The sequence below is a fragment of the Massilia phyllostachyos genome (genome assembly GCF_021044825.1).
Lineage (GTDB): Bacteria > Pseudomonadota > Gammaproteobacteria > Burkholderiales > Burkholderiaceae_D > Telluria > Telluria phyllostachyos.
The window spans coordinates 1-26,272 of sequence record NZ_JAJNOC010000014.1; the positions used below are offsets into that span (position 1 = coordinate 1).

Sequence of the window (26,272 nt, forward strand, 5' to 3'; positions counted from 1 at the left end):
CGGGAAGTCATCTGGGAACACTCCTTCCAAGGCATCGCACACTCCAACTGTTGGTGGTGTGCCGATCATAAGAAAAGTGTTACCTATGTCCCTGTACAACTGTCACCTATGTCCCTGTGCCATACAGGAGGACCGCCCACGCGTTCAACTCCCGGTCGCGCCGATGCGACGCTCCCGTTAGTTGAACGCGTGGGCAAAGGATTGCCCACCCTACGAGGGTGTGAAAAATTCGTCTGCGGCTGCGTTGCCTCTTCTCGCCGTACGAGTGTACTGTCTTCGACTCGGCGCCTTGCCGTAGCCGTTTTTTCACACCCTCGACGAACATCAAGCCGCTTGCCCCGCCACCCGCTTCAGCCGTTCGAGTTCAACCAAAAAGCGTTCCGCTGCCACGCCCGGCGCCCACGGCTCCCACGGCGTGCAGCCGTAATGATCGGCCAGCGGATCGCGTTCCAGCACCTGCGCGCGAATCTTGAGCGTGCTGCGCACTTCTTCACGGGTCCAGCCGGTCACGTGCACGGCTTCCGTGGCGGCGGCCAGGCGGTCGGCCTGCTTGTGCAGCCGGTGTTCCTTCTCGGTCCAGGCGGGCAGGCCGTAGCGGATGAAGATCACCTGTTCCAGGCGCCCGGTCAATGCGCGGAAACCCTCGCCCAGGAAGGGCTTGATCACGGACACCGCATCGAAGCCGAGCAGCCCTTCCTCGGCGTCGTGCAGCAACTCGCGCAGCTCCTGTACCGGCGAGGGACGCGGCGACAGGGCGCGCCGCAGCAGCATCACGGCGATCGAATGCTGGGCCACCGACAGGGGCAGCGGCCAGGCCGAATGGCCGCCCCAGCGGTAGGTGCGGGCCAGGCCGAGCGCGAGGTCGGCGTCGTCCCAGTCGAAAGGGGTAGGGTTGAGCAGGTCCAAGCGCTTGCCGGATGGCATGCGGACCCAGGCGCGCACCTCATGGGCGCTGGGAGTGTTGTGCATGTGGCGATTTTACACACCAGCACGCGCAATCTTCGCATAATTGATGCAGGCGAAGAGGCAGGGCCGGGGCGCTCCTACACTGGATCGCTGGACCGGGCCAACCAGGGCCGGGCCGCTAAATGAAGTGGAGGCGGAACATGGCGGAACAAGGCGGCATCGATTGCGACGTGCTGGTGGTCGGCGGCGGCATCAACGGCGTGGGCATCGCGCGCGACGCGGCCGGGCGCGGGCTGCGCGTGGTCCTCTGCGAGAAGGACGACCTCGGCGCCCACACGTCCTCGGCGTCGAGCAAGCTGGTTCACGGCGGCCTGCGCTACCTCGAGCACCACGCCTTCAAGCTGGTGCGCAAGGCCCTGGCCGAGCGCGAGATCCTGCTGCGCAGCGCGCCCCACATCATGCACCCGCTGCGCTTCGTGATGCCGCACGACGTTGGCCAGCGCCCCGCCTGGCTGATCCGCGCCGGCCTGTTCCTCTACGACCGCCTGGCCCCGCGCGAATTCCTGCCGGGCTCCGAAGCGGTCGACCTCGCCGGCCACCGCGCCGGCGGCCCGCTGAAACCCGCCTTCACGCGCGGCTTCGTGTACTCGGACGGCTGGGTCGACGACGCCCGGCTGGTGGTGCTCAATGCCGTCGATGCCCGCGAGCACGGCGCCGCCGTGCATACGCACACGCGCTGCACTGGTGTCGAGCGCCATCCCGGCCACTGGCTCGTCACCCTGGAAGGCGCGGCCGGCCGGCGCCTGCTGCGCACGCGCTGCCTGGTGAACGCCGCCGGGCCCTGGGCAGGGAATGTGGCCGCGACGGCCGCCGGCGCCTCCGCCGCCAGCCTGCGACGCCTGCGCCTGGTCAAGGGCAGCCACATCGTGGTGCCGCGCCTGTTCGAGCACGAGCACGCCTACATCTTCCAGCACCCCGACGGGCGCATCGTGTTCGCCATGCCCTACGAGGGCGACTTCACCCTGATCGGCACCACCGACGTCGACTTCACCGGCGACCCGGACGGGGTCGCGATCGCCGACAGCGAAGTCTCCTACCTGTGCGCGCTCGCCAACCGCTACTTCCGGCGCCAGGTCTGGCCCTCGGACGTGGTGTGGAGCTATTCCGGCGTGCGTCCCTTGCTCGAAGACGCCGCCGGCAGCGCGGCCCAGGCCACGCGCGACTACCTGCTGGGCCGCGACAGTGACGGCGCGCCGCTGCTGTCGGTCTTCGGCGGCAAGATCACCACCTACCGCCGGCTGGCCGAGGAAGCGGTCGACTGGATCGCCGCCAGCCTCAACGCCCCGTTGCCGGCCTGGACCGCGCACGCCGTGCTGCCGGGCGGCGACCTGTTCGGCCCCGTGCCGGACAAGCGCGCCGTGCTCGAATTCGAGCGCTGGCAGGCGGACCTGCAGCGCCGCCTCGACTGGCTGCCGCCCGGCCTGGCCCGGCGCTGGAGCCGCGCCTATGGCACCCGTGTCGATGTGCTGCTGGATGGCGCGCGCGGCTTGCAGGACCTGGGGCCAGAAGTCGTGCCCGGCCTGTACGCCGCCGAGCTGCGCTACCTGCTGCGCCACGAGTGGGCAGCCACCGCCCAGGACGTGCTCTGGCGGCGCAGCAAGCTCGGCCTGCACCTGCCGCCCGGCTGCGCCGTCGCGATCGACGCCTGGATCGCTTCCGAGCGCCTGCCCGCCGCAGGCGCCGTGCTGCACGAGCCGGCCTGACGCGATCCTGTGCGCGGCGCGGCTATACTACGGCGTATCGCCATGTTCACGAGCCAGGAAACCCGATGCGCCTCTACACCAGCCCGCGTGCGCCCAACCCCCGGCGCGTCGCCATGTTCATCGCCGCCAAGGGCATCACCGATATCGAGACCATCGAGGTCGACCTGAACGCGGGCGCGCACCGCACGCCGGCATTCCTGGCCTTGAACCCGATGGCGCGCGTTCCCGTGCTGGTGCTCGACGACGGCCGCGCGCTGAGCGAGACGCGCGCGATCTGCACCTATCTCGAGGCCCTGTATCCGGAACCGAACCTGATGGGCGTCGACGCCACCGAGCGCGCCTTCATCGAGATGGCGGACCGGCGCGTGGAGCTGCACCTGATGCTGGAGATCGCGCACTGCGTGCGCCATACGCATCCGGGGCTGGCGGTGCTGGAGCAGCCGCAGTTTCCGGAGTTCGGTGAAGCCCAGGGCAGGAAGATGCGCGACACGGCGCGCTGGCTGGATCGGGAGCTGGCGAAGCAGCCGTATGTGGCGGGGGAGCGCTTCACGATTGCCGATATCACGGCGTTCTGCGCGCTGGAATTCGCGCGTGGGCTCATGAAATTCAAGCCGGGGCAGGAAGGCATGCCCCACATGCAGGCGTGGCGTGACCGCATTGCGTAGGGTGGGCGCTCCCGCGCCCACGCGTTCAACTCCCGCTTGAATGGATGCGGCGCGCGCTGTTCATGCGCTGTTTGGACGCGTGGGCGGAGGACCGCCCACCCTACAACGTCATCGGATGCGCTTATACCAGCCGCCATCTTCAAACAGCAGCTGGTAATCCTCGACCCCCGCATCCGTCGCCGCCAGCGCGCGATCCAGCCCCAGCACCCCGAACAGCGACAGGCTGTCCCGGAACAGCCGTAGCACGCGCTGACGCAGCACGGGCCCGAAGTCGGGCAGGGCGCGGCGGCAGATGATGCCGTGGAATTCGTTGAAGGAGGCGTCCGTCACCAGGCTGTACTGGGCCCAAGTGATGCGTTCGCGCAGCCGCGGCAGCAGGCGCGCTTCGCCGTTCGCCACTTCGAAATAGTCGGCCAGCCGTCCGCTGCCGCCGCTGGCCTCGTAGTGTCCCTGCGACGCGGCCAGTTCGGCGACCGGCAGCGAGGCGGCCCGCATCTCGGCCAGCTGCTCGTCGCTGCCCACGGTCGCGAACACCTCGGTGCGGCCGTACAGCTTTTCCTCGGCCAGCAGGATCGCCAGGGTCCAGGCCTCGGCCACGCCGGCCGGTTCCGCCAGCCAGACCTTGGGTAAGGCGGTCGGACGCAGAGAGTCGCCCAGCGCCGTGCGCAGGCGGCACGTGTCCTCGGGCAGGTCGAACAGCGGCGCGGCCGGCACGCCGAGGGCGCGCACCACCCCATGCGCCACGCCGGCCTGGTGCAGCAAGCTCTCCTGCAGTCCGGTGAGCGTGGCCAGGCCGCGTTCGGCCACCTGGGCCAGCAGGCGCTCGCGCAGCCGCTCGCGCCCGTAGCCGCGGTAATCGATGCCGAAGCGCTGGTACAGCGCTTCCAGCAGCAGCTCCACTTCCAGTTCCTCGGTCGCCTGTGCGGCGGCGAACCCCGTCCACTCGGTCATGGAGTCATCCTCTGCGGACCGCGCAAGATCATCGACATCGCGGTCCCCATCAGTGCAGCCACACGCGCATCATCGACAGCAGCTGCGCCACGTCGACCGGCTTGGTGATGTAGTCCGAGGCGCCGGCCGCGATGCACTTGTCGCGGTCGCCCTTCATCGCTTTCGCGGTCAGGGTGATGATCGGCAGCGAGCGGAATTTCGGGATGCGGCGGATGGCCCGCATCGTGTCGTAGCCGTCCATCTCCGGCATCATGATGTCCATCAGGACGATCTCGATGGTCGGGTCCTTCTCCAGCACCTCGATGCCGTCGCGGCCGTTCTCGGCGAACAGCACCTGCATCTGCTGGCGCTCCAGAAGCGTCGACAAGGCGAAGATGTTGCGCAGGTCGTCGTCGACGATCAGCACCTTGCGTCCCGCCAGGCCGCCGTCCTGGGCGTGGATCTCTTCCAGCATGCGGCGCTGGGTCTCGGGCAGGCTGGCCTGCGAACGGTGCAGGAACAGCGCCGTCTCGTCCAGCAGACGCTCCGGCGAGCGGGCGTCCTTGATCACGATGGTCTTGGCGTAGCGCTTGAGCTTCGTGACTTCGCCGCGCGAGAGTTCCTTCGCGGTGTAGATCACGATCGGCAGGTCGCGCAGGCGCTCGTTCTTGGTGATTCTATCCATCAGCTCGAAGCCCGAGATGTCCGGCAGGGTCAGGTCCAGCACCATGCAGTCGAAGTGCTGGCTCTGCAGCGCTTCCAGCGCGGCGGCGCCGGTCTCCGCGGTCACCATGTGGATGTCGGTGTTGCCGATCAGGGCCACGATCGATTCGCGCTGGGCCATGTCGTCCTCGACCACCAGCAGCGAACGTTTGCCGCCCATCAGGAACTTCTGGATGCGCTTGAATTCTTCCTGCAGCGCCTCGCGCCCGACCGGCTTGTTGATGTACGAGATCGCGCCCTGGCGCAGCGCGCGCTCGCGCTCGCGCAGGGACGACATCACGTGCACCGGGATGTGGCGGGTATTCGGGTCGCGCTTCAGGCGGTCGAGCACCGTGAAGCCGTCGATGTCCGGCAGGTCGATGTCGAGCAGGATGGCGGACGGCAGGTAGTCGCGGGCGAGCGACAGGGCAGAGTCGCCGCGCTGGGTGACGATGGCCTTGAAGTTCTTCTCGCGCGCGAAGTCGAGCAGCACCTTGGCGAAGCGCTCGTCGTCCTCGACGATCAGGACCGACGGGTCGCCCGGGGTCACGAGACCCCGGTCGTCCAGCACCGAGGAGTACTCGACCAGCGAGGACGATTCGATCGCGTCCAGCGTGGCGACGTCGATCTGCTCCTGGGCGACCGGCTGCCAGGCCACCTGGCTCGGCGCCGGCGGCGGGGCCAGGCGCGCCGGCTGCGGCTGGCGGGTCTGCTCGTAGTTGATGAATCCGGCGCGGTTGTACGGCAGGTAGAGGGTGAAGGTCGAACCGACGTTGACGACCGACTCGACGCGGATCTCGCCGCCCAGCAGGCGCGCCAGCTCGCGCGAGATCGACAGGCCCAGGCCCGTGCCGCCATATTTGCGGGCGGTGGAGCCGTCGGCCTGCTGGAAGGCTTCGAAGATCAGCTGCAGCTTGTCGGACGGGATGCCGACGCCGGTATCGTGCACCGAGAAGGCCAGCACCGCGTCGGCATGCACCAGGTTCGGGTGGTCGGCGGTCCAGCCGCTGCCCACCAGGCTGATGCTCAGGGACACCTGGCCGTGGCTGGTGAACTTGAAGGCGTTCGACAGCAGGTTCTTGAGGACCTGCTGCAGGCGCGTGGTGTCGGTCATCACGGCGGTCGGCAGGTTCTCGGCGAGGTCGACCTGGAAGCCGAGGTGCTTGGCTTCGGCCATGTGGCGGAAGGTGCGGTCCACGTAGTTGCGCAGGTTCGAGAAGCGGTATTCCGACACGTCCAGCGTGACGGTGCCCGACTCGATTTTAGAGAGGTCCAGGATGTCGTTGATCAGGGTGAGCAGGTCGGAACCCGAGCCGTGGATGGTCTTCGCGAATTCCACCTGGCGGCTCGACAGGTTGCCTTCCGGGTTATCCGACAGCTGCTGGGCGAGGATCAGGAGCGAATTCAGCGGCGTACGCAGCTCGTGCGACATATTGGCCAGGAACTCGGACTTGTACTTCGAGGACAGCGCCAGCTGGGTCGCCTTTTCTTCCAGCGCCAGCTTGGCCTGCTCCACCTCGCGGTTCTTGCGTTCCACCTCGATGTTCTGCTCGGACAGCAGGCGCGCCTTTTCGGCCAGCTCCTGGTTGGTCTGCTGCAGTTCCTGCGCCAGCGATTGCGACTGGGTCAGGAGCGACTCGGTACGGCTGTTCGCCTCGATCGTGTTCAGCACCACGCCGATCGATTCCATCAGCTGGTCGAGGAAGGACAGGTGGGTTTCGGTGAAGCGGTCGAGCGAGGCGATCTCGATGACGGCCTTGACCTGCTGCTCGAACAGGATCGGCAGCACCACGATATTGTTCGGCGGCGCCGAGCCCAGGCCCGAGGACACCACGATGTAGTCGCGCGGGACGTCGGTCAGCCAGATGCGGGTCTTCTCCAGCGCGCACTGGCCGACCAGGCCTTCGCCCGGCAGGAAGGAGGTCGGCAGCTTGCGGCTGCTACGGTAGCCGTAGGAGGCGATCATGCGCAGGCGCGCGTCGGTCTCCTGCGAGTCCATCATGTAGAACACGCCGTGGTGGGCCGAGACCAGCGGCGCCAGTTCGGACAGGATCAGCTTGGTCACGGCCTGCAGGTCGCGCTGGCCCTGCAGCAGGCGCGTGAAGCGCGCCAAGTTCGTTTTCAGCCAGTCCTGCTGCGCATTCTTCTGCGTGGTCTCCTTCAGGTTGCGGATCATCTCATTGATGTTGTCCTTCAGGTAGGACACCTCGCCGCGCGCTTCCACCTGGATGGAACGGGACAAGTCACCACGGGTCACCGCGGTCGCCACTTCACCGATCGCGCGCATCTGGTTGGTCAGGTTCGCCGCCAGCTGGTTGACGTTTTCCGTCAAGTCCTTCCAGGTGCCGCCGACGCCGGACACGTTCGCCTGGCCGCCCAGCTTGCCCTCGGTACCGACTTCACGCGCCACGCGGGTCACCTCGGATGCGAAGGAAGACAGCTGGTCCACCATCACGTTGATGGTGTCCTTCAGTTCCAGGATTTCGCCCTTCACGTCCACCGTGATCTTCTTGGACAGGTCGCCGCGCGCCACGGCGGTGGTCACCGCCGCGATGTTACGCACCTGGCCCGTCAGGTTCGACGCCATGAAGTTCACGTTGTCGGTCAGGTCCTTCCAGGTGCCGCCCACACCCGGCACGTAAGCCTGGCCGCCGAGTTTACCTTCGGTACCGACCTCGCGCGCCACGCGGGTCACTTCGGAGGCGAAGGAAGACAGCTGGTCCACCATGACGTTGATGGTGTTCTTCAGCTCGAGAATCTCGCCCTTCACGTCCACCGTGATCTTCTTGGACAAGTCGCCGTTCGCCACCGCGGTGGTCACGTCCGCGATGTTACGCACCTGGCCCGTCAGGTTCGACGCCATGAAGTTCACGTTGTCGGTCAAGTCCTTCCAGGTGCCGCCGACACCCGGCACGTTCGCCTGGCCGCCCAGCTTACCTTCGGTACCCACCTCGCGCGCCACGCGGGTCACCTCGGAGGCGAAGGAGTTCAGCTGGTCGACCATCACGTTGATGGTGTTCTTCAGTTCCAGGATCTCGCCCTTCACGTCGACCGTGATCTTCTTCGACAAGTCGCCGTTCGCCACCGCGGTGGTCACGTCCGCGATGTTACGCACCTGGCCCGTCAGGTTGCCCGCCATCGAGTTCACCGAGTCGGTCAAGTCCTTCCAGGTGCCCGCGACGCCCTTCACCTGCGCCTGGCCGCCCAGCTTGCCTTCCGTACCCACCTCGCGCGCCACACGGGTCACTTCGGAGGCGAAGGAGGACAGCTGGTCCACCATCACGTTGATGGTGTTCTTCAGTTCCAGGATCTCGCCCTTCACGTCCACCGTGATCTTCTTGGACAGGTCGCCGTTCGCCACCGCGGTCGTCACCGCCGCGATGTTACGCACCTGGCCTGTCAGGTTCGAGGCCATGAAGTTCACGTTGTCGGTCAAGTCCTTCCAGGTGCCGCCCACGCCCGGCACATAGGCCTGGCCGCCCAGCTTGCCCTCGGTGCCGACCTCGCGCGCCACGCGCGTCACCTCGGAGGCGAAGGAGCGCAGCTGGTCCACCATGACGTTGATGGTGTCCTTCAGCTGGAGGATCTCGCCGCGCACGTCGACCGTGATCTTCTTCGACAAGTCGCCGTTCGCCACCGCGGTGGTCACCTCCGCGATGTTACGCACCTGCGAGGTCAGGTTACCCGCCATCGAGTTCACCGAGTCGGTCAAGTCCTTCCAGGTGCCCGCGACGCCCTTCACCTGCGCCTGGCCGCCGAGCTTACCTTCCGTACCCACCTCGCGCGCCACGCGCGTCACTTCGGAGGAGAAGGAGGACAGCTGCTCCACCATGGTGTTCGCGGTCATCGCCGCGCGCAGGTACTGGCCTTTGAGCGGGTGGCCGTCGACTTCGAGCGCCATGGTCTGCGACAGGTCGCCCTTCGCCACCGCGCCGATGACGCGCGCCATCTCGGTGGTCGGGCGCACCAGGTCGTCGATCAGGGTGTTCACGGAACTGATGATGGTGGCCCAGCCGCCCACCACGCCCGGCAGGTCGGCGCGCTGGGTCAGGTGGCCTTCGCGGCCGACCACGCGCGAGACGTCGGTGACCGTCTCGACCATCTTCTGCTTGGTCTCGATGATGTCGTTGAGGGTGTCGGCGATCTTGCCGGACACCCCGGTCCAGTCCGAGGGCATGCGCACCGAGAAGTCGCCTTTTTTCAGCGCCATCAGGGTGGTGAGCAGCAGTTTGACGTCCAGCTGTTCGCCCATGTCGGTCATGTTGTTCATCGACGCGGTCCTTGTTTCGGTAAGTGGTGGAGATACGGGTAGATTAGAACGGGGGGAAGACGCGCCCGGGCGGCGAATGTGTCATCCCAAACGATGAAAAGATACTCTTGTACAAGATCTAGTCAAGATGCCCGGCCGTGGAAAAGTCTTGCAAATAGGAAAATTACAGATGGCAATCCCGCGGAGGGTAGCGCAGGTCGGCAGGAACGAGCGCACGATTGGGGAGGTATTGTTGTAGTGTTACGACAACGCTGCCGCTCTCACGGAAGCAATATCGTGCCGGTTGTGAATATCGGTGAGGATTCAACGGTTTGATTCATCTAGCATGGACGCCGTCCCACCGACCTTTCACCAAAACCGCCATGATCGACACCGCGCTGCTGCTGGATTTGCTGGACGCTCCGAACGAGCTGACCTGGTGCGAACGCCTGTTCGGGCTGGCGCGCGACCAGGGTTTCGGCCAGGTGCTGTTCGCGCAGGTAGCGTCGCGCCATGCGCGCTTCGAGAACGCCTTCGTGCGCAGTAATTATTCGAGCGAGTGGCGCAGCCGCTACGACGCCAACGGCTTCGCCTACGTCGACCCGACGGTCGGGCACTGCCTGTCGAGCACCCTGCCGATCGTCTGGGCGCCGTCCACCTTCAGCAAGGGCGCCTCGAACGCGCTCTACGAGGAAGCCAGCGCACACGGCATCCGCAGCGGCGTGACCCTGCCGGTGCACGGGCCGCAAGGGGAGTTCGGGGTGATGAGTTTCGCCTGCGACGAGCGGCCCGGCAGCGCACTGACGCGCGCCATCGCCGAGGCATTGCCCGGCCTGTCCCTGATCCGCGACTATGCCTTCGCCTCGTCGGCGCGCTTTCGCGAGCCCAAGCCGGAGATCGAGGCGCCGCGCCTGACCCGGCGCGAGCTGGAGGTGCTGCAATGGGTCATGGCCGGCAAGTCCTCATGGGAGGTTGCCCGCATCACCGGCTGCTCCGAGGCGACCGTCAATTTTCACCTGGCGAACGTGCGCCAGAAGTTCGGCGTCAACACCCGCCAGCAGGCGGTGGTCAAGGCCATCGCGCTGGGCCTGATCACGCCTGAAGATCACCATCGCTGAGACGGCCGTTGACGTAGAGGCGCAGCAGGATGGCGACCGGGGCCGGCACCGCCAGGCCGGTCTCGAAGCGGCTGCCGCTCGACTGGGTGACGCCGAAGCGGCTCCAGAACTTCTCCTGGCTCTCACGCTTGGCGATGCGCAGGCGCCGCAGTTCGTGCGGCCGGGCCTTTGGAGACAGCGCCATTCCCGCCAGCGCCGCGCCCTGGGCTTCCAGTTCCGCCGCCAGTGCCTCGCACACCATGTCGTTTGCCATATTCGAATCCTTTCCAGTAGGGCTATGCAGGATGCAAGTATTCCACTGGATGCCCGGGTCGCCACCTAGCAGGTCTGCTAGTGTCTGCCCCGGGCGAGGACATCGACGCATGCGGTTCGCAATCGGTCAGGTCGAGAGCTGGCGGCGCAGGAAGGTCCAGGTCAGGGCCCACATGCGCGCGATCTGCGCGTTGTCGGCGGCGCCGGCGTGGCCGCCTTCGGTGTTTTCCCAGTACAGCACATCATGGCCATGTTCCTGCATGCGCGCCGCCATCTTGCGCGCGTGGCCCGGGTGCACGCGGTCGTCGCGGGTCGAGGTGGTGAACAGGACGCGCGGCCAGGCCTGCCCCTCGGCGCGCGGCCGCACGTTCTGGTAGGGGGAGTAGCGTGCGATCGCTTCCCACTGCGCGGGGTCGTCGGGGTCGCCGTATTCGCCCATCCACGACGCGCCGGCCAGCAGGCGGTGGTAGCGGCGCATGTCGAGCAGCGGCACCTGGCACACCACGGCGCCGAACAGGTCCGGGCGCTGGACCATGACGGCGCCGACCAGCAGGCCGCCATTGCTGCCGCCCATGATGCCGAGGCGCCGCGGCGAGGTGATGCCGCGTGCGACCAGGTCTTCGGCGACGGCGATGAAGTCGTCGAATGCCCGTTGCCGGTTTTCCTTGAGCGCCGCCTGGTGCCAGCGCGGCCCGAATTCGCCGCCGCCGCGGATGTTGGCCAGCACGTAGACGCCGCCGCGCTCGAGCCAGGCGGCGCCGCTGACCGCGCCGTAGGAGGGCTTGAGCGAGACTTCGAAGCCGCCGTAGCCGTACAGGACGGTGGGTGCGCTGCCGTCCAGTGGCGTAGCGTCCTTCATCACGGCGTAGTAGGGCACGCGCGTGCCGTCCGCTGAGGCCGCGGTGAACTGGCGCACCACCAGCCCGGCCGCGTCGAAAAAGGCGGGCAGCGACTTCAGGGCCTGGCGGGTGTCGCTGCCGGCGTCCATCAGGTACAGCGTGGCAGGTTCCAGGAAACCGTTCACGGTAAGGAAGTACTGGTTCGAGCCGATCGCATCGAACGCCCAGGTCTCGATCGCCTGGGAGCCGGGCAGGCCGACGTCGCGCGCCTGCCAGCGGCCGCCGGCGAAGCGCAATTCGGCCAGGCGGTTGCTGACCTTGTCCAGCACCGTCAGGAGCAGGGTGTCGCGCGTCACCGTGAGGCCGTCGAGCGAGGTGGTGGGCGTCGGTTCGAACAGCACCTCGAATGCGCGCGCGCCGTCGAGGAAGGCATCGAAGTCGCAACCCAGCAGGGCGCCTTGCGGGTAGCGACGCCCCTCGACTTCCCAGTCCGAACGCAGTTCGATGACGATCTGGCTGCGCACCGCGAAGGCGTTGGCGTCTTCCGGCTTGGGCACCTTCACCGGCATGTCTCCGCGCAGGAGGAACAGTTCGCTGCTGTAGAAGCCGATCTGGCGCAGCACGAAATCGCGCTCGTGGCCGGGCGTCGTGTCGCGCCAGGCGGAAGCCGACAGGTCGCCGGCCTGGGCCTCGTAGATGGTCGCGGCGTCGGCCAGGGCCTGGCCGCGGCGCCAGCGCTTGACGATGCGCGGGTAGCCGGAATCGGTCATGGAGCCGGGGCCGAAGTCGGTGCCGACGAACAGGGTGTCGCGGTCGATCCAGGCGACGTCGCTCTTCGCTTCCGGCAGCACGAAGCCATCCTCGACGAAGCGGCATGCGGTGAGGTCGAATTCGCGCCGCACGCGCGCGTCGCCGCCGCCGCGCGACAGCGACACCATGCAGCGGTCTCCTTCCGGCTCCAGGAAGGCGGCGCCGCCCCAGACCCAGTTCTCGTCTTCCTCGCGCGCCAGCGCGTCGAGGTCGATCACGGTTTCCCACTGCGGCGCGGCCGTGCGGTATTCCTCGAGCGTGGTGCGGCGCCAGATGCCGCGCACGTGGCTGGCGTCGCGCCAGAAGTTGTAGAGCAGGCCGGCGTGGCAGCCGGGGTAGGGGATCTTGTCGGTCGAGTCGAGGATGCCCTTCAGGCGCGTGCGCAGGGCGGGGAAGCCCGGGTCGGCTTCGAGTTCGCCCTGGGACGACAGGTTCTGTTCGCGCACCCAGCCGCGCGCGCGGTCGCCGTCGACCTCCTCGAGCCAGAGATAAGGGTCGTCGGCTTGGGTGCTGTGGCTTGGAGGCTGCATGGGGATCTGCGTGATGTGAGTTTGAGTGAACAACTGCGGCGTGCGACCCCCTATACTAGCAACATCGACACCGCCGACACGCACGCCTGGAACCCCATGCCGTCACGCCCGCTAGATCACTATCCCGCCGGCCCGCAGCAGCCCTGGAGGCGCGCCGCGCCGTGGCTCGGTGGCCTGGCGCTGTCGATCGGCGCCGGCGCGCTGTGCTACGTGCTGGCCCTGGGCGCGGTCGAGGACGATGCGCGGCGCCGCTTCGACAACGTGGCCCAGGTGGCGCGCGAGCGGGTCGCCGCCGCCATCGCCTCCTATGCGCGGGTGTTGCGCGGCCTGAGCGCCCTGCACACGGCGGGCGAGGCGCCGCTCGACCGGCTGCGCTTTCATCGCTACGTCGCGGCGCTCGACCTGCCGACCCAGTTTCCGGCGATCGAGGCGGTCTCCTTCGTCGCCTGGGTGCCCGATGCGCGGCGCGACGCCTTCGTGGCCGCGGTGCGCGCCGACCGCAGCGTGCGTCCGGGCGGCTATCCCGGCTTCGACATCCGGCCCGCCGGCCGCCGTCCGTATTACCAGGTGATCGCCTGGATCGAGCCGAGCGACCTGCCGGACGAACGGCTCGGCGTCGACATCGCGGTCCAGCCCAACGTCGCGGCCGTGCTGGAGCGCTCGCGCGACAGCGGCGGCATCAGCGCCTCCGGCCAGGTGGTGCGCATCATGCAGCCGGCGCCGGCCACGGTGCTCGGCATGCGCGAGCCGATCTACCTCGGCGGCGGCCTGCCGGCCACCGTGGCCGAACGCCGCGCGCGCTACCTGGGCAGCGTCGGCATCGCGTTCTCGGTCGAGAAGCTGGTGGCCCAGGCGCTGGCGCCGGCCCAGGGCCAGCCGGTGGTCTTCAGCCTGTACACGGAAAACGCGCCGGCCCACGACCTGCCGGCCGATCGTCCCTTCGCCCTGCAGGCCGACGACCGGCTGCTGGTCGGGCTTGAAGTCCGCGGTGGAACGGAGCACGGCGACGCGCGCTTCACGACCCTGCTGCCGATCGACTATGCCGGCACCCGCTGGAAGGCGCACTTCGCGGCCACGCGCGCCGACATGGTGGTCGGCTACGACCGCTTCCTGCCGCTGCTGGCCTTCTGCGCGGGGCTGGGCAGCACCTTGCTGGCCTTCGCGCTGCTCCTGAACCTGGTGCGCTCGCGCCGCGCGGCGCTCGACCAGCGCCTGCTGCTCGATTCGGTGCTCGACAACCTCGACGCCTACGTCTACCTGAAGGACAGCGAGCGGCGCGTGCGCTACGTGAACGCCAAGTGCGCGGCCCTGCTCAAGATGCCCGCCGCTTATGCGGCCGGCCGGCGCGACATCGACCTGGCGCCGCGCGAAGTGGCCGACATCGTCTGGGAGCGCGACCGCGAAGTGCTGGAGACCGGCCGCCGCACCGCCACCCAGATCGAGCACGTGCAGCCCGACGGCAGCATCCGCCAGCTGTGGAGCGTGCGGGTGCCGCTGCCGCAGGACGGCGGGCCGCCGGCGGTGCTGTGCGTGTCGAGCGACATCACGACCCTGCACGAACTGAAGGCGCGCGCCGACGCCGCCAGCCAGGCCAAGAGCGACTTTCTGTCGAACATGAGCCACGAGATCCGCACCCCGATGAACAGCATCATCGGCATGACCCACCTGGCGCTGCAGTCGAGCACCGACCCGGCCCAGCGCGGCTACCTGGAAAAGATCTACCACTCCGGCCAGCACCTGCTGGGCATCATCAACGACATCCTCGACTTTTCCAAGATCGAGGCCGGCAAGCTGGAACTCGACGCGGTCGGCTTCATGCTCGACGCCCTGCTGCGCAACGTCGAGCTGCAGCTGGGCCAGACCGCGGCCGCCAAGGGCCTCGGCTTCGACGTCGAAGTCGCGCCGGAACTGATGCGGCCCGTGCGCGGCGATCCGCTGCGCCTGGAACAGGTGCTGCTCAACTTCGCCGGCAACGCCATCAAGTTCTCCGAACGCGGCCGCATCGTGCTGCGCGCCCGCCTGGCGCGCGCCTTCGGCCCGGAACTGCTGGTGCGCTTCGAGGTGCGCGACAACGGCATCGGCATCGACCCGCAGGTGCAGGCCGGCCTGTTTACGCCCTTCCACCAGGCCGACCAGTCGACCACGCGGCGCCACGGCGGCACCGGCCTGGGACTGGTGATCAGCAAGCAGCTGGCCGAACTGATGGGCGGCGAGGTCGGGGTCGACAGCAGCCCGGGCCGGGGCAGCACCTTCTGGTTCACCGCCGCCCTGCGCCTGGAAGACAGCGCCGCCGTCACCGGCCTCGGCGCCGCCCCCTCGCCGCAGGCGCCGCGCCTGGACGGCTGCGCGGTGCTGCTGGTCGAGGACAATCCCTTCAACCAGCAGGTCGGGCGCGAGCTGCTGGCCCAGGCCGGCGCCGCGGTGGTGGTGGCCGGGAACGGCCAGGAAGCGCTGGACGAGATGGCGCGCCACCGCTTCGACTGCGTGCTGATGGACGTGCAGATGCCGGTGATGGACGGCCTGGCGGCGACCCGCCGCATCCGCGCCGATCCGACGCTGGCCGACACCCTGGTGATCGCGATGACGGCGAACGCCGGCGTCGACGACCGCTCGCGCTGCCTGGAGGCGGGCATGAACGAATTCCTGTCCAAGCCGGTGGTGCCGGAACTGCTGGCCGCGACCATCGCGCGCTGCCTCGGCCGCAGTACGGCGCCCGCGCCGGACGTCGCGCCGCCGCCGCTGGCCGGGGCCGGGCCGATCGACCTGGGGCTGCTGGAAAATACCTTCGACGGCGACCGCGAGCGCATGCGCAAGTATGCCTTCATGTTCATCTCGACCACGCGCGACGCGCTGGACGAAATCGATGCCGCCCTCAGCCGCGGCGATGTGACGAGCGCGGCCGCGGTGGCGCACCGCATCAAGTCGGCTGCGCGGACGGTCGGGGCACTGGCGTTTGCGGCGGTGTGCGAAGACCTGGAGGGTCAGGGCGGCCGTCCCGCCCAGGCACGGGCGCTGGCGGCGCGCCTGCGGGCGCAACTGGCCCGCATCGAGCGCGAAGTCACCGCCCGCCTCGGCGCGCGCGTAGAGGATCAATCGTAGGCTGGTCGGGAGGACCCGTCCACCCTACAGCCCTTTCGCTGCCCCCTCAAAAAGAGTATCCTTGGCGCCTGAGCAGCCCAACCATACCGATGTCTTCCCCGATCACCCCCGGCTTGTTAATTTTGCACGGCAACCAGATGGAGTTGCTGCGCAGCGCCATGTTCGACTGGATCCGCAGCCACCCGCTGGGGCCGCTCGAGCAGGAGACCATCCTGGTGCAGTCGAACGGGGTCGCCGAGTGGCTGAAGATCGCCCTGGCCGAGGACATGGGCGTGTGCGCCGCCACCCGGGTGGCGCTGCCGGCGCGCTTCCTGTGGGAAGCCTACCGCGGCATGCTGGGCCGCGACCGCGTGCCCACCCGCGCGCCCTTCGACAAGGACCCGCTGACCTGGCGCCTGATGCGCCTGCTGCCGGCGCTGCTGAAGAACCCGCACTACGAACCGCTGGCCCAGTTCCTCGGCGACGGCTGCCCCGAGCGCCGCCTGCAGCTGGCCCAGCGCCTGGCCGATCTCTACGACCAGTACCAGGTCTACCGCGCCGACTGGCTGGAAGACTGGGAAGCCGGCCGCGACCAGCTGCGCCGCGCGGTGGGCGACCCGGTCCCGCTCGGCCCCGACCTCAAGTGGCAAGCCTGTCTGTGGCGCGAGATCCACGCCAGCCTGGCGCAGGAAGACCGCGTGACCGGCCGCGCCACCATCCACCAGCAATTCCTGCACGCGATCGAGTCCGGCCGCAAGCCCGCTTCGAAGCTGCCGCGCCGGGTGATCCTGTTCGGCATGTCGACCCTGCCGTACCAGACCCTGCAAGCCATCGCCGCGCTGTCGCGCCACACCCAGGTGCTGTTCGCGGTGCCGAACCCGTGCCGCTTCTACTGGGGCGACATCATCGAGGGCCGCGAATTGCTCAAGGCGGCGCGCCGGCGCCAGCCGGCCCGTCCCGGCGCCGACCTGGCCACCGTGCCGCTCGAGGAGCTGCACGCCCACACCCATCCGCTGCTGGCGAGCTGGGGCCGGCAGGGGCGCGACTTCGTGCGCATGCTGGACGAATTCGACAGTGGCGAAGGCACGCGCTACGAGAACATGCGCGTGGACCTGTTCGACGACGAGGAGGGCAGTTCGCTGCTCTCGCAGGTGCAGGCCGCGATCCGCGACCTTCTGCCCCTGTCCGAGCACCCGCACGTGCCGCCGTTCGACGACCGCTCGATCGAATTCCACATCACCCACAGCGTGCAGCGCGAGGTCGAGGTGCTGCACGACCAGCTCCTGAGCTGGTTCGCGCGGGACCCGAGCCTGCGCCCGCGCGACGTGGTGGTGATGGTGCCGGACATCGACACCTTCTCGGCCGCGATCCACGCGGTGTTCGAGCAGCACCGTCGCACGGACCCGCGCTACATTCCCTTTGAAATCGGCGACGTGCGCGACCGCAGCGTCAATCCGCTGCTGGTGGCGCTCGAGTGGCTGCTGCGCCTGCCGCAGCAGCGCTGCCGCCAGAGCGAGGTGCGCGACCTGCTGGACGTGCCGGCGGTGGCCGGGCGCTACGGCCTCGATGCCGAGGACCTGCCGATCCTCGGCCGCTGGATCGAAGGCGCGGGCGTGCGCTGGGGCCTGGACCGCGAACACCGCGCCGGCCTCGGCCTCGGCTCGGCCGGCGAGCAGAACGCCTGGATCTTCGGCGTGCGCCGCATGCTGCTCGGCTACGCCAGCGGCGCCGGCGGCACCTTCAACGACATCGAGCCGTATGCCGAAGTCGGCGGCCTGGATGCGGCGCTGGCCGGCTCGCTGGCCCAGTTCATCGAGACCCTGCTGGAGTGGCGCGCGGAACTCGTCAAGCCGCGCACCCCGGCCGAGTGGGGCGTGGCGGCGCGCGCGCTGCTGCATGCCTTCTTCCATCCGGACATCGAAGCCGACCGCCTCACGCTGGCCCAGCTGAACGAGGCGCTGGAATGCTGGCTCGAGACCGTAGATGCCGCGGAATTCGACGAGCCGGTTCCCTTGGCCGTGATGCGCGAAGCCTGGCTGGGGGAACTCGACCAGCCGACCCTGAACCACCAGTTCGTCTCCGGCGGCGTGACCTTCTGCACCCTGATGCCGATGCGCGCCGTGCCGTTCCGCGTGGTCTGCCTGCTCGGCATGAACGACGGCGACTTCCCGCGCCGCGCGCAGCAGGCCGACTTCGACCTGCTGGCCTTGCCCGGCATGGCGCGCCCCGGCGACCGCTCGCGCCGCGACGACGACCGCTACCTGATGCTGGAAGCGCTGCTGTCCTCGCGCGACAAGTTCTACGTGAGCTGGGTCGGCCGCAACGTGCGTGACAACAGCGAGCAGCCGGCCTCGGTGCTGGTGGCCCAGCTGCGCGACTACCTGAAGGCCGGCTGGAACCTCGACCTGTCCGAGCGCACTACCGAACACGCGCTGCAGCCCTTCAGCCGCCGCTATTTCGAACGCGGCGGCCTGCTCACCTATGCCGGCGAATGGCGTTCGGCGCACGGGCTGGAAGAGGGTGAACGTCCTGGCGACGCGCTGCCGCCCTACGAGCTGGAGCCGGGCTATGTGCTCAAGCTCGCCGAGCTGGCCGCCTTCCTGCGCCAGCCGGCGCGCTACTTCTTCCGCCGCCGCCTGGGCGTGGTGTTCGCCGACGCCGCCATGGTCGGCGAGGACGAGGAGCCGTTCGCGCTCGACGCGCTGGAACGCTACTTCATCGAGGACCACCTGCTGGACGACAGCGGCCAGCCGGAGGCCATCGAGGCGGTGCGCAGCACCCTGAACGAGCGCGCCGCGCGCCTGGCGCGCGAAGGCGTGCTGCCGATCGGTCTGCTGGGCCGCCAGTGGCAGCAGGAGCTGGTCGAGGGCCTGGTGCCGGTGCGTAGCGCCTGGCTGGCGCTGGGCGCGCGCTTCCCGCATGCGGCGCCCAAGCGCGCGGTCAGTCTGGCGCTGAACGACGGGCTGGTGCTGGACGACTGGATCGACCGCCTGCGCAGCGATGGCGCGCAGATCGCCTGGCTGATGCAGGTGTCCTCGAAAGTCCTGGACAAGGAAGGCCGGCCGCGCGGCGACAAGCTGTTCCAGCCCTGGCTGCGCCAGCTGGCCGCCAGTGCCTCCGGCATGCCGGTGGTCGGCCACCTGGTGGCGCGCGACGCGGTGCTCACCATGGCGCCGCTCGAGCCGGTCGAGGCGGCCGCCATGCTGCACGACCTGGCCGCGCTGTGGCGCAAGAATCTCGACCGCCCGCTGGGCGTGGCCTGCAAGACCGCGCTGGCCCTGCTGCGCGAGGGCGCCACCGACGCCGATGCGCGCTCGGTCTACGACGGCGGCTACGAGCTTTCGGGCGAGGTGACGGAACTGTGCCTGGCGCGCCTGTGGCCGGACTTTTCCAGCCTGGTGGCGGCCGGCGACTGGCCGCATGTCGCGCGCGACCTCTACGGGCCGCTGGCGGACTGGATCGACACGCGGGTGCAGGTGGCGCCCCTGGATGGAGGCGCGCAGTGAAGCTCGAACCCTTGCGCTTCCCGCTGCACGGCACGCGCCTGATCGAGGCCTCGGCCGGCACCGGCAAGACCTGGACCATCGCCGCCCTCTATCTGCGCCTGGTGCTGGGCCACGGCGGCGAAGCAGCATTCCCGCGTCCGCTGCTGCCGGCGGAGATCCTGGTGATGACCTTCACCCGCGCCGCCACGCGCGAGCTGGCCAACCGCGTGCGCGAGCGCCTGGTCGAGGCGGCGGCCTATTTCCGCGGCCAGGCCGACCTCACCGACCCGTATCTGGAAGAGCTGCTGGAGGCCTACCCGAGCGAGGCCGAACGCAACGTCGCCGCCCACCGCCTGGTGCTGGCCGCCGAGACCATGGACGAGGCGGCGATCTTCACCATCGACGCCTGGTGCCAGCGCATGCTGCGCGAGCACGCCTTCGATTCCGGCAGCCTGTTCGACGAAGAGCTGGTCAGCGACGAGCGCGCCCTGTTCGAGGACGCGGCCCACGACTACTGGCGCCAGCACATCTATCCGCTCGGCGCCAGCGCGCTGGGGGCGGTGCTGGAATCCTGGGGCGACGTCGAGGCGCTGAAGAGCGGCGTGCGCGAGCTGGTGACGCGCACCCATCTGCTCGGTCCCTGCGAGGAAGAGCCGCTGGGCGGACTGGTCGCGCGCCTGCTGCAGGCCCAGCGCGCGGAACTGGCGCGCCTCAAGGACGGCTGGGCCGAACGCGCCGACGAGATGGAGCGCTGGATCGCCGGCCACCGCGAGCGCCAGCCCAAATGCTTCAACGGGAACAAGATGCGTCCCGATTCGCTGGTCAAGTGGTTCGAGGCGCTGCGCGCCTGGGCCAAGGACCCGGCGATGGTGCTGCCGGACCTGAACGAGACCGCATGGAAGCGCCTGTGCCCGGGCGGCATCGTGGACGCCTTCAGCAAGGATTTCAGCGCCGACGTTCCGAGCTGCTTCGACGCCACGGAGCCGCTGCGCGAAGCATTGGCCGCCATCGATCCGCTCGCGCACGCGCTGCTGCGCCACGCCGCCCACCACATCGCCGCCCGCATCCGCGAACTCAAGGCGCGCAACCGCCAGTTCGGCTTCGCCGACATGCTCGACCGCCTGAAGGCCGCGCTGGAAGGTCCGAACGGCGAGGCGCTGCGCCAGCGCATCGTGCTGCAGTTCCCGGTGGCGATGGTCGACGAATTCCAGGACACCTCGCCCGACCAGTACCGCATCTTCGATCTGCTCTACCGCGTGCAGGACAACGACCCGGCGCGCGGCCTGTTCCTGATCGGCGACCCGAAGCAGTCGATCTATGGCTTCCGGGGCGCCGACATCCACAGTTACCTGGCGGCGCGGCGCGCCACCGAAGGGCGCCACTACCAGCTCGGCACCAACTACCGCTCGACCGCGCAGCTGGTGGAGGCGGTGAACCGGCTGTTCCGCCACGCCGAAGAAGACGAGGCGGGCTACCCGGCCGGCGCCTTCCGCTTCCGCAAGGGGCCGGATAATCCGCTGCCCTTCGAGGCGGTGGCGGCCAAGGGCCACCGCGAGCGCCTGGTCGGCGCCGACGGCCCGGTACAGGCGATGTCGGTGTGCTGTGCGGGCCCGATGAACCAGGAAGAGTACCGCGAGTTCTTCGCCCAGCACTGCGCGGAACACATCGTGGGCCTGCTGGGCGACGAGCGGGTGGGTTTCTCGGATGGCGAGCGCTTCCGCCGCCTGATGCCGGCCGACGTCGCGATCCTGGTGCGCGACCGTAGGGAAGCCGCCGCGGTGCGGCGCGCCCTGGTCGAACGCAAGGTGGCCAGCGTCTACCTGTCCGACAAGGATTCGGTGGTGCATAGCGAAGAGGCGGCCGACGTGCTGCGCTGGCTGTACGCGGTCGCCAATCCGCTCGACGGGGTGCTGGCGCGCGCGGCGTTCGCCACCCGTACCGCCGGCCTGCCGCTGGGCGCGCTGGCCAGCCTGTCGAGCGACGAGGCGGCCTGGGAAGCGCGGGTCGAGCAGCTCAAGAACCTGCACGGCGCCTGGCAGCGCCAGGGCGTGCTGGCCATGCTGCGCCGCTTCGTCCACGAACTCGGCCTGCCGGCGCGCCTGCTGCGCGAGCCGGGCGGCGAGCGCAGGCTCACCAACCTGCTGCACCTGGCCGAGCTGCTGCAGGAAGCCAGCACCCAGCTCGAGGGCGAGCAGGCGCTGATCCGCTGGCTGGCCGAGGAGATCGAGGGTGTCGGCGAAGGCGGCGACGAGCGCGTGCTGCGCCTGGAGAGCGACGCGGAGCTGGTGAAGGTGGTCACGGTGCACAAGTCGAAGGGCCTGGAGTACCCGCTGGTCTACCTGCCGTTCGCCGTCTCCGCGCGCCGCGTGGACAAGCGCAACCGCGCCTTCTTCGAATTCGTGAACGACGACGGCGCGCGGCGCCTCGACCTGTCGCTGGGCGACGAGGCGCTGGAGGCGGTCGACCGCGCGCGCCTGGAAGAAGACCTGCGCCTGCTGTACGTGGCGCTGACGCGCGCCCGCCATTTCCTGTGGCTGGGCGCGGCGCCGATCAGCGGCCGCAGCAAGAACGAGAACCGGCTGCACGATTCGGCGCTCGGCTACCTGCTGGGCGGGGGCGCGAAGATCGAGGCCGAGCGCCTGCCGGAACGCTTGAACGCCTTGCGCGGCGATGTCGAGGGCATCGTGCTGCACGACCTGTCGGCGCCGGACGCCCGCACGCCGCTGCTGCGCGAAGACGTGCGTCCCGACCTGCTGGCGCCGCCGCGCTACGAGGCGCGTTTCGAGAAGAACTGGTCGATCGGTTCGTTCACCTCGATCGTGCGCCACGCGATCGCGCCGCCGCCGCCGCCGATGACGGCGCAGGAAGCGACGCTGCTGGAAGAAGACCCGCAACTGAGCACGCCGCCGCGCATCGAGGACACGCCCTGGCACCGCTTCCCGCGCGGCTCGGTGCCCGGCAACTTCATGCATGAGCAGCTCGAGTGGATGGCGCAGGACGGCTTTTACCAGGCCGACGAGCCGGAGTTCCTGGCGCGGCTCGGCCAGCGCATCGAACGCGCCGGCTGGGGCAACCGCCTCGACGACGCGCTGGCCTGGCTGCACATGGTGGCCACCACGCCGCTGCCGCCGATCGGCGCGGCCCTGTGCGCTCTGGCCGACCCGGTGCCGGAACTGGAATTCTGGTTCCCCAGCAAACGCCTCGACGCCGGGAAGCTCGATGCCCTGTGCCGCGAACACATCCTGCGCGGCCTGGAGCGCCCGATCCTGCCGGAGAAGGTCTTGAACGGGATGCTCAAGGGCTTCGCCGACCTGGTGTTCGAACACGAGGGCCGCTATTGGGTGCTCGACTACAAGACCAATGCGCTGGGGCCGGGCGACGCCGCCTACACCCGGGCCGCGATGGAGCTGGGCATGCTGGGCCACCGCTACGACATCCAGGCCACGATCTACACGCTGGCCCTGCACCGCCTGTTGCGCGCGCGCCTGGGCGACGGCTACGATCCGCGGCGCCAGCTGGGCGGGGCCCTGTTCCTGTTCCTGCGCGGGATCGCCAACGAGGACACGCGCGGCTGCTGCGTGCTGTCTCCGAACTTCGACCTGCTGGACGGGCTCGAAGGATTGCTCGACGAGGACGGCCATGGCCAGGCTTGACGCGAACATCGAGACCCTGTGGGCGGAACTCGGGCGCCTCGCGGAAGAGGGCGAGCTGCGCCGGCTGTCCTGCGCCTTCGCCCGCTTCGTCGCCTCGCTGGGCGCGGCGCCGCCTGCGTTGGTGCTGGCCTCCGCGCTGCTGTCGGAACTCGAAGGCCACGGCCACAGCTGCCTGCAGCTGGGCGACCTGGCCGCCAGCCCGGCCGAGCTGCTGGGCTGGAGCGAAGACCAGTGGAAGCTGCTGGCGCGCGCCGCCGGCCCGCTGCCGAAGAGCGGCAAGGCCTGGGCCCAGCTGCTGGCGGGCTGCGAGCAGGTCTGGGACCGCGACGCATTCAACTACGACCAGCCGCTGGTGCTGGACGGCGAACGCCTCTACCTGCGCCGCTACTGGCGCGACGAGACCCTGGTGGCGGACGCCATCGGCGCGCGCGCGCGCGAGGTGCGCGAGGTCGATGCAAAGGAGGTGCGCGCCTGGCTCGACGTGCTGTTCGCCGCCAAGCCGCAAGGGGAGGGCCCGGACTGGCAGAAGCTGGCCTGCGCCATCGCCCTGCGCGGCTCGGTGGCGATCATCACCGGCGGCCCCGGCACCGGCAAGACCTATACCGTGGCGCGCCTGCTGGCGCTGCTGTTCGCGACCGCGCCCGAATCCGGCAGCCAGCGCATCGCCCTGGCCGCCCCCACCGGCAAGGCGGCCGCGCGCCTGAAAGAGTCGATCGACAAGGCGCTGGGCGAACTGGCCGACCGGGTCGGCGCGGATCTGCCGCTGCGCGAACTGACCCAGCGCATGGGCGCCGCCCGCACCCTGCACAGCCTGCTGGGCGCGCGTCCGGACAGCCGCGCCTTTGCCCACCACGCCGGCAATCCGCTCGACGTCGACGTCCTGATCGTCGACGAAGCCTCGATGGTGCACCTGGAAATGATGGCTTCGCTGCTCGATGCGCTGCCGCCAGGCGCGACCTTGATCCTGCTGGGGGACAAGGATCAGCTTGCCTCGGTGGAGGCGGGCGCGGTGCTGGGCGACCTGTGCCACGACGCCCAGGTGGGCGCCTACAGCGCGCAAACCCGCGACTACGTGCAAGCCGCCAGCGGCGAGGAGATTCCGGGCGACTTCCTGGGCGACGGCGGCGCGCTGGCCCAGCAGACCGTGATGCTGCGCCACAGCCGCCGCTTCGGCGGTCCGATCGGCCAGCTGGCGCTGGCGGTGAACGCGGGCGACGCGGCCCGGGCGGAAACCGTGCTCAGGAGCGGCGAGGAGGGCGTGCGCTGGATCGAGCAGGCCCAGCAGCAGCAGGTGCTGCAACTGGCGCAATCCGGCTACGGTGCTTATCTGGACGTGTTGAATACGGGCCTGAAGGCGGGATTCAACACGAATCGTGAAGAATGGGTGCGCCAGGTGCTGCAGCGCTTCGAATCCTTCCGCATCCTGTGCGCGGTGAGGGATGGCGAGTGGGGCGTGTCCGGCCTGAACGAGGCGATCGCGCATCGCCTGGCCCAGGCAGGGCTGCTGCGTCCGAGCGGGGACTGGTATGTGGGGCGGCCGGTGATGGTGACCCGCAACGACTACGCGACCTCGGTCTATAACGGCGACATCGGCGTGACCCTGCCGGACCCGGGCCGTCCGGGCGCGCTGCGTGTCTACTTCATGGAAGGCGACACCGTGCGCAGCGTGCTCGCCACCCGCCTGCGCAATGTCGAGACGGCGTTCGCCATGACGGTGCACAAGTCGCAGGGCTCGGAATTCCGCCACACGGTGCTGGCGCTGCCGCGCGAACGCGGCGCGGTCCTCACGCGCGAGCTGGTATATACCGGCATTACACGGGCGAGCGAGCAGTTCACCCTGGTGTCGCCGGCGGGCGCGGTGCTGGCGGAAGCCATCGCCCAGCGTACTCACCGCACCAGCGGCTTGCGCGGGATGATCGCGCGATAGCAGAACGCAGGAAGGGCTGCCTGCGTTCTGCCGCCTCGCCGGCAGTTTGATCCAGCGTAAAACGCAATGCTGGGTGCGTTTCCATGGCCGAACCCGGCCGCCGCCTTCACGGTCTCACTGTCATTTGCGAAAACGAGATTCGCCGCCTTCGAAGGCAGGCGAACATCCGACGTGACGCCGGCGCCGCACCGCGGTTGCGCTCCGGCCAATCCGGAGACGACATGGAGCGACCCGCGCAGAAGTCGGTGCCTCACGCTTCCCGCCTCGACGGCCGTGCGCTGCTCAAGGCGCGTTTCGGCTTGTCCAGCGAGACGGCGGCGCGGGCCTGGCCGCGCTGGTTCGCGCGGACCTTCGACGTCTGGTGGCATACCGGCCTGGTGGCGACGTTTCTTGGGTTCACCCTTTGCCGCACGTCTCCGGGTTTCCTGCGCTGGCTCGAGACGCCATTCGGCTGGAAGTTGTTCGGCCTCACTTGCATTCCAGCCGGGCTGCTGCTGGATGCGATCGTGCAGGCGGTGGCGGGCAATACGCCGGGCAAGGCCATGCTCGGCCTGCGGGTGGTGACGGCCGACGGGCGTTTTCCGGGGCTGCGTGAAATCGTGGGCAGGAATATGGGTGTCTGGGGCGCCGGGTTCGCGTTTGGACTGCCGGCCGTCTCCCTGCTCACCATGGCGCGCCAGGGCCTGCGCCTGCGCAGGGGCGAGCCGGCCAGCTACGACGACGATTATTTCCTGGTACGCGCGCGTCCCGTGGGCTGGTGCCGCAAGACCGTGTTCGCCCTGGCCTTCATCGCCCTGTTCCTGGTCGTGGTGCTGCTCGATGCGATGGACCGCCAGGACAGCCGCGAGATGGCCGCGGTGCTGGCCGCTTCCCCCTATGCCTGGACCAATCCCGATACGGGCCGCCAGATAACGGTCCCGCCGCAATGGCGCTACGAGACCTTCACCGACGAAGACGGCGCCGTGCTGCACGTGTTCACCGAGCACACCGAGCATGCCGTGGTCCTGCTGGCGCGCGAAGCGCACGGCGACGCCACCATCGCCCAGTATTCGCGCGCGCTGGCCGAGCGCCTCGCGAACCAGGCCGCGCTGCCCGGCGGCCAGCTGGAAGAGTTCCGCGGCAAAGCCTCGTGGGTCGTGACGGGCGAGGAAAAGGAGGGCGCGGCGCGTGTGCGCTTGCGGGTGGTGGAGGTGCACGGCAACGCCTGGCGCGTCATGGCGATGCAGTCGCCGCCCGCCGCCTACACCGACGATCTGGTGGAGGCGTTGGAACAGGGCCTGTGGGATACGGTCACGCCGCGCCAGGGCCGTTCGGATTGAAGTTCGGCGCATACCCAAAGAAAAAGGGACCGTGCGGCCCCTTCTG

General features: G+C 69.1%; 13 protein-coding genes. 8 read left to right on the plus strand and 5 right to left on the minus strand.

Annotation, left to right across the window (positions count from 1 at the left end; all coding sequences use genetic code 11):
* Window positions 1-324 precede the first annotated feature (324 nt).
* The gene (locus LQ564_RS24790; protein ID WP_231060796.1) at window positions 325-969 is read right to left on the minus strand and encodes a phosphohydrolase; all 645 of its coding nucleotides are present in this window, start codon (window positions 967-969) and stop codon (window positions 325-327) included.
* A gap of 137 nt (window positions 970-1,106) precedes the next feature.
* Between LQ564_RS24790 and glpD the strand changes: the two genes are divergently transcribed.
* Both glpD and LQ564_RS24800 read left to right on the plus strand, forming a co-directional pair.
* Window positions 1,107-2,669, plus strand: coding sequence for a glycerol-3-phosphate dehydrogenase (glpD, locus tag LQ564_RS24795; RefSeq protein WP_231060797.1), 1,563 nt, complete (start codon window positions 1,107-1,109; stop codon window positions 2,667-2,669).
* Between the two features lie 65 nt (window positions 2,670-2,734).
* Complete coding sequence (locus LQ564_RS24800) at window positions 2,735-3,334, plus strand: glutathione S-transferase family protein (RefSeq protein ID WP_231060798.1); 600 nt, start codon at window positions 2,735-2,737, stop codon at window positions 3,332-3,334.
* A gap of 108 nt (window positions 3,335-3,442) precedes the next feature.
* Here LQ564_RS24800 and LQ564_RS24805 read toward each other — a convergent pair whose 3' ends face one another.
* A complete protein-coding gene (locus LQ564_RS24805) occupies window positions 3,443-4,285 on the minus strand; it encodes a protein-glutamate O-methyltransferase CheR (RefSeq protein WP_231060799.1) in 843 nt (280 codons plus the stop codon).
* A 49-nt stretch (window positions 4,286-4,334) separates the two neighbouring features.
* Entirely contained in the window at window positions 4,335-9,236 is a 4,902-nt protein-coding gene (locus LQ564_RS24810) for a response regulator (RefSeq protein WP_231060800.1), read from the minus strand.
* 362 nt (window positions 9,237-9,598) lie between these two features.
* Between LQ564_RS24810 and LQ564_RS24815 the strand changes: the two genes are divergently transcribed.
* The gene (locus LQ564_RS24815; protein ID WP_231060801.1) at window positions 9,599-10,333 is read left to right on the plus strand and encodes a helix-turn-helix transcriptional regulator; all 735 of its coding nucleotides are present in this window, start codon (window positions 9,599-9,601) and stop codon (window positions 10,331-10,333) included.
* Here the strand turns inward: LQ564_RS24815 and LQ564_RS24820 are convergent.
* Window positions 10,308-10,517 (minus strand): helix-turn-helix domain-containing protein, encoded by a 210-nt coding sequence (locus LQ564_RS24820; RefSeq protein ID WP_231060824.1) that lies wholly within the window; start codon window positions 10,515-10,517, stop codon window positions 10,308-10,310. The two genes, LQ564_RS24815 and LQ564_RS24820, sit on opposite strands and share 26 nt — an antisense overlap.
* Before the next feature lie 195 nt (window positions 10,518-10,712).
* Window positions 10,713-12,764 carry a prolyl oligopeptidase family serine peptidase gene (locus LQ564_RS24825; RefSeq protein ID WP_231060802.1) on the minus strand — a complete coding sequence of 684 codons (2,052 nt, stop codon included), beginning with the start codon at window positions 12,762-12,764 and terminating at the stop codon, window positions 10,713-10,715.
* A gap of 96 nt (window positions 12,765-12,860) precedes the next feature.
* On the opposite strand from LQ564_RS24825, the gene LQ564_RS24830 reads away from it, so the two are divergent.
* The 5 genes from LQ564_RS24830 (at window position 12,861) to LQ564_RS24850 (ending at window position 26,226) form a co-directional block, all read left to right on the plus strand.
* Window positions 12,861-15,863, plus strand: coding sequence for a CHASE domain-containing hybrid sensor histidine kinase/response regulator family protein (locus LQ564_RS24830; protein WP_231060803.1), 3,003 nt, complete (start codon window positions 12,861-12,863; stop codon window positions 15,861-15,863).
* An 89-nt stretch (window positions 15,864-15,952) separates the two neighbouring features.
* Complete coding sequence (gene recC, locus LQ564_RS24835) at window positions 15,953-19,348, plus strand: exodeoxyribonuclease V subunit gamma (protein WP_231060804.1); 3,396 nt, start codon at window positions 15,953-15,955, stop codon at window positions 19,346-19,348.
* The gene (gene recB, locus LQ564_RS24840; protein WP_231060805.1) at window positions 19,345-22,980 is read left to right on the plus strand and encodes an exodeoxyribonuclease V subunit beta; all 3,636 of its coding nucleotides are present in this window, start codon (window positions 19,345-19,347) and stop codon (window positions 22,978-22,980) included. The genes recC and recB overlap by 4 nt, the downstream gene beginning before the upstream one ends.
* Window positions 22,967-24,907, plus strand: a complete 1,941-nt coding sequence (recD, locus tag LQ564_RS24845; protein ID WP_231060806.1) for an exodeoxyribonuclease V subunit alpha — start codon at window positions 22,967-22,969, stop codon at window positions 24,905-24,907. The genes recB and recD overlap by 14 nt, the downstream gene beginning before the upstream one ends.
* 221 nt (window positions 24,908-25,128) lie before the next feature.
* Entirely contained in the window at window positions 25,129-26,226 is a 1,098-nt protein-coding gene (locus tag LQ564_RS24850) for an RDD family protein (protein WP_231060807.1), read from the plus strand.
* Window positions 26,227-26,272: the final 46 nt, after the last annotated feature.

Excerpts from the sequence above, each read along its gene's own strand:
- LQ564_RS24790 (WP_231060796.1), bottom strand. The coding sequence starts at position 969 with ATGCACAACACTCCCAGCGCCCATGAGGTGCGCGCCTGGGTCCGCATG.
- glpD (WP_231060797.1), top strand. The coding sequence starts at position 1,107 with ATGGCGGAACAAGGCGGCATCGATTGCGACGTGCTGGTGGTCGGCGGC.
- LQ564_RS24800 (WP_231060798.1), top strand. The coding sequence starts at position 2,735 with ATGCGCCTCTACACCAGCCCGCGTGCGCCCAACCCCCGGCGCGTCGCC.
- LQ564_RS24805 (WP_231060799.1), bottom strand. The coding sequence starts at position 4,285 with ATGACCGAGTGGACGGGGTTCGCCGCCGCACAGGCGACCGAGGAACTG.
- LQ564_RS24810 (WP_231060800.1), bottom strand. The coding sequence starts at position 9,236 with ATGAACAACATGACCGACATGGGCGAACAGCTGGACGTCAAACTGCTG.
- LQ564_RS24815 (WP_231060801.1), top strand. The coding sequence starts at position 9,599 with ATGATCGACACCGCGCTGCTGCTGGATTTGCTGGACGCTCCGAACGAG.
- LQ564_RS24820 (WP_231060824.1), bottom strand. The coding sequence starts at position 10,517 with ATGGCGCTGTCTCCAAAGGCCCGGCCGCACGAACTGCGGCGCCTGCGC.
- LQ564_RS24825 (WP_231060802.1), bottom strand. The coding sequence starts at position 12,764 with ATGCAGCCTCCAAGCCACAGCACCCAAGCCGACGACCCTTATCTCTGG.
- LQ564_RS24830 (WP_231060803.1), top strand. The coding sequence starts at position 12,861 with ATGCCGTCACGCCCGCTAGATCACTATCCCGCCGGCCCGCAGCAGCCC.
- recC (WP_231060804.1), top strand. The coding sequence starts at position 15,953 with ATGTCTTCCCCGATCACCCCCGGCTTGTTAATTTTGCACGGCAACCAG.
- recD (WP_231060806.1), top strand. The coding sequence starts at position 22,967 with ATGGCCAGGCTTGACGCGAACATCGAGACCCTGTGGGCGGAACTCGGG.
- LQ564_RS24850 (WP_231060807.1), top strand. The coding sequence starts at position 25,129 with ATGGAGCGACCCGCGCAGAAGTCGGTGCCTCACGCTTCCCGCCTCGAC.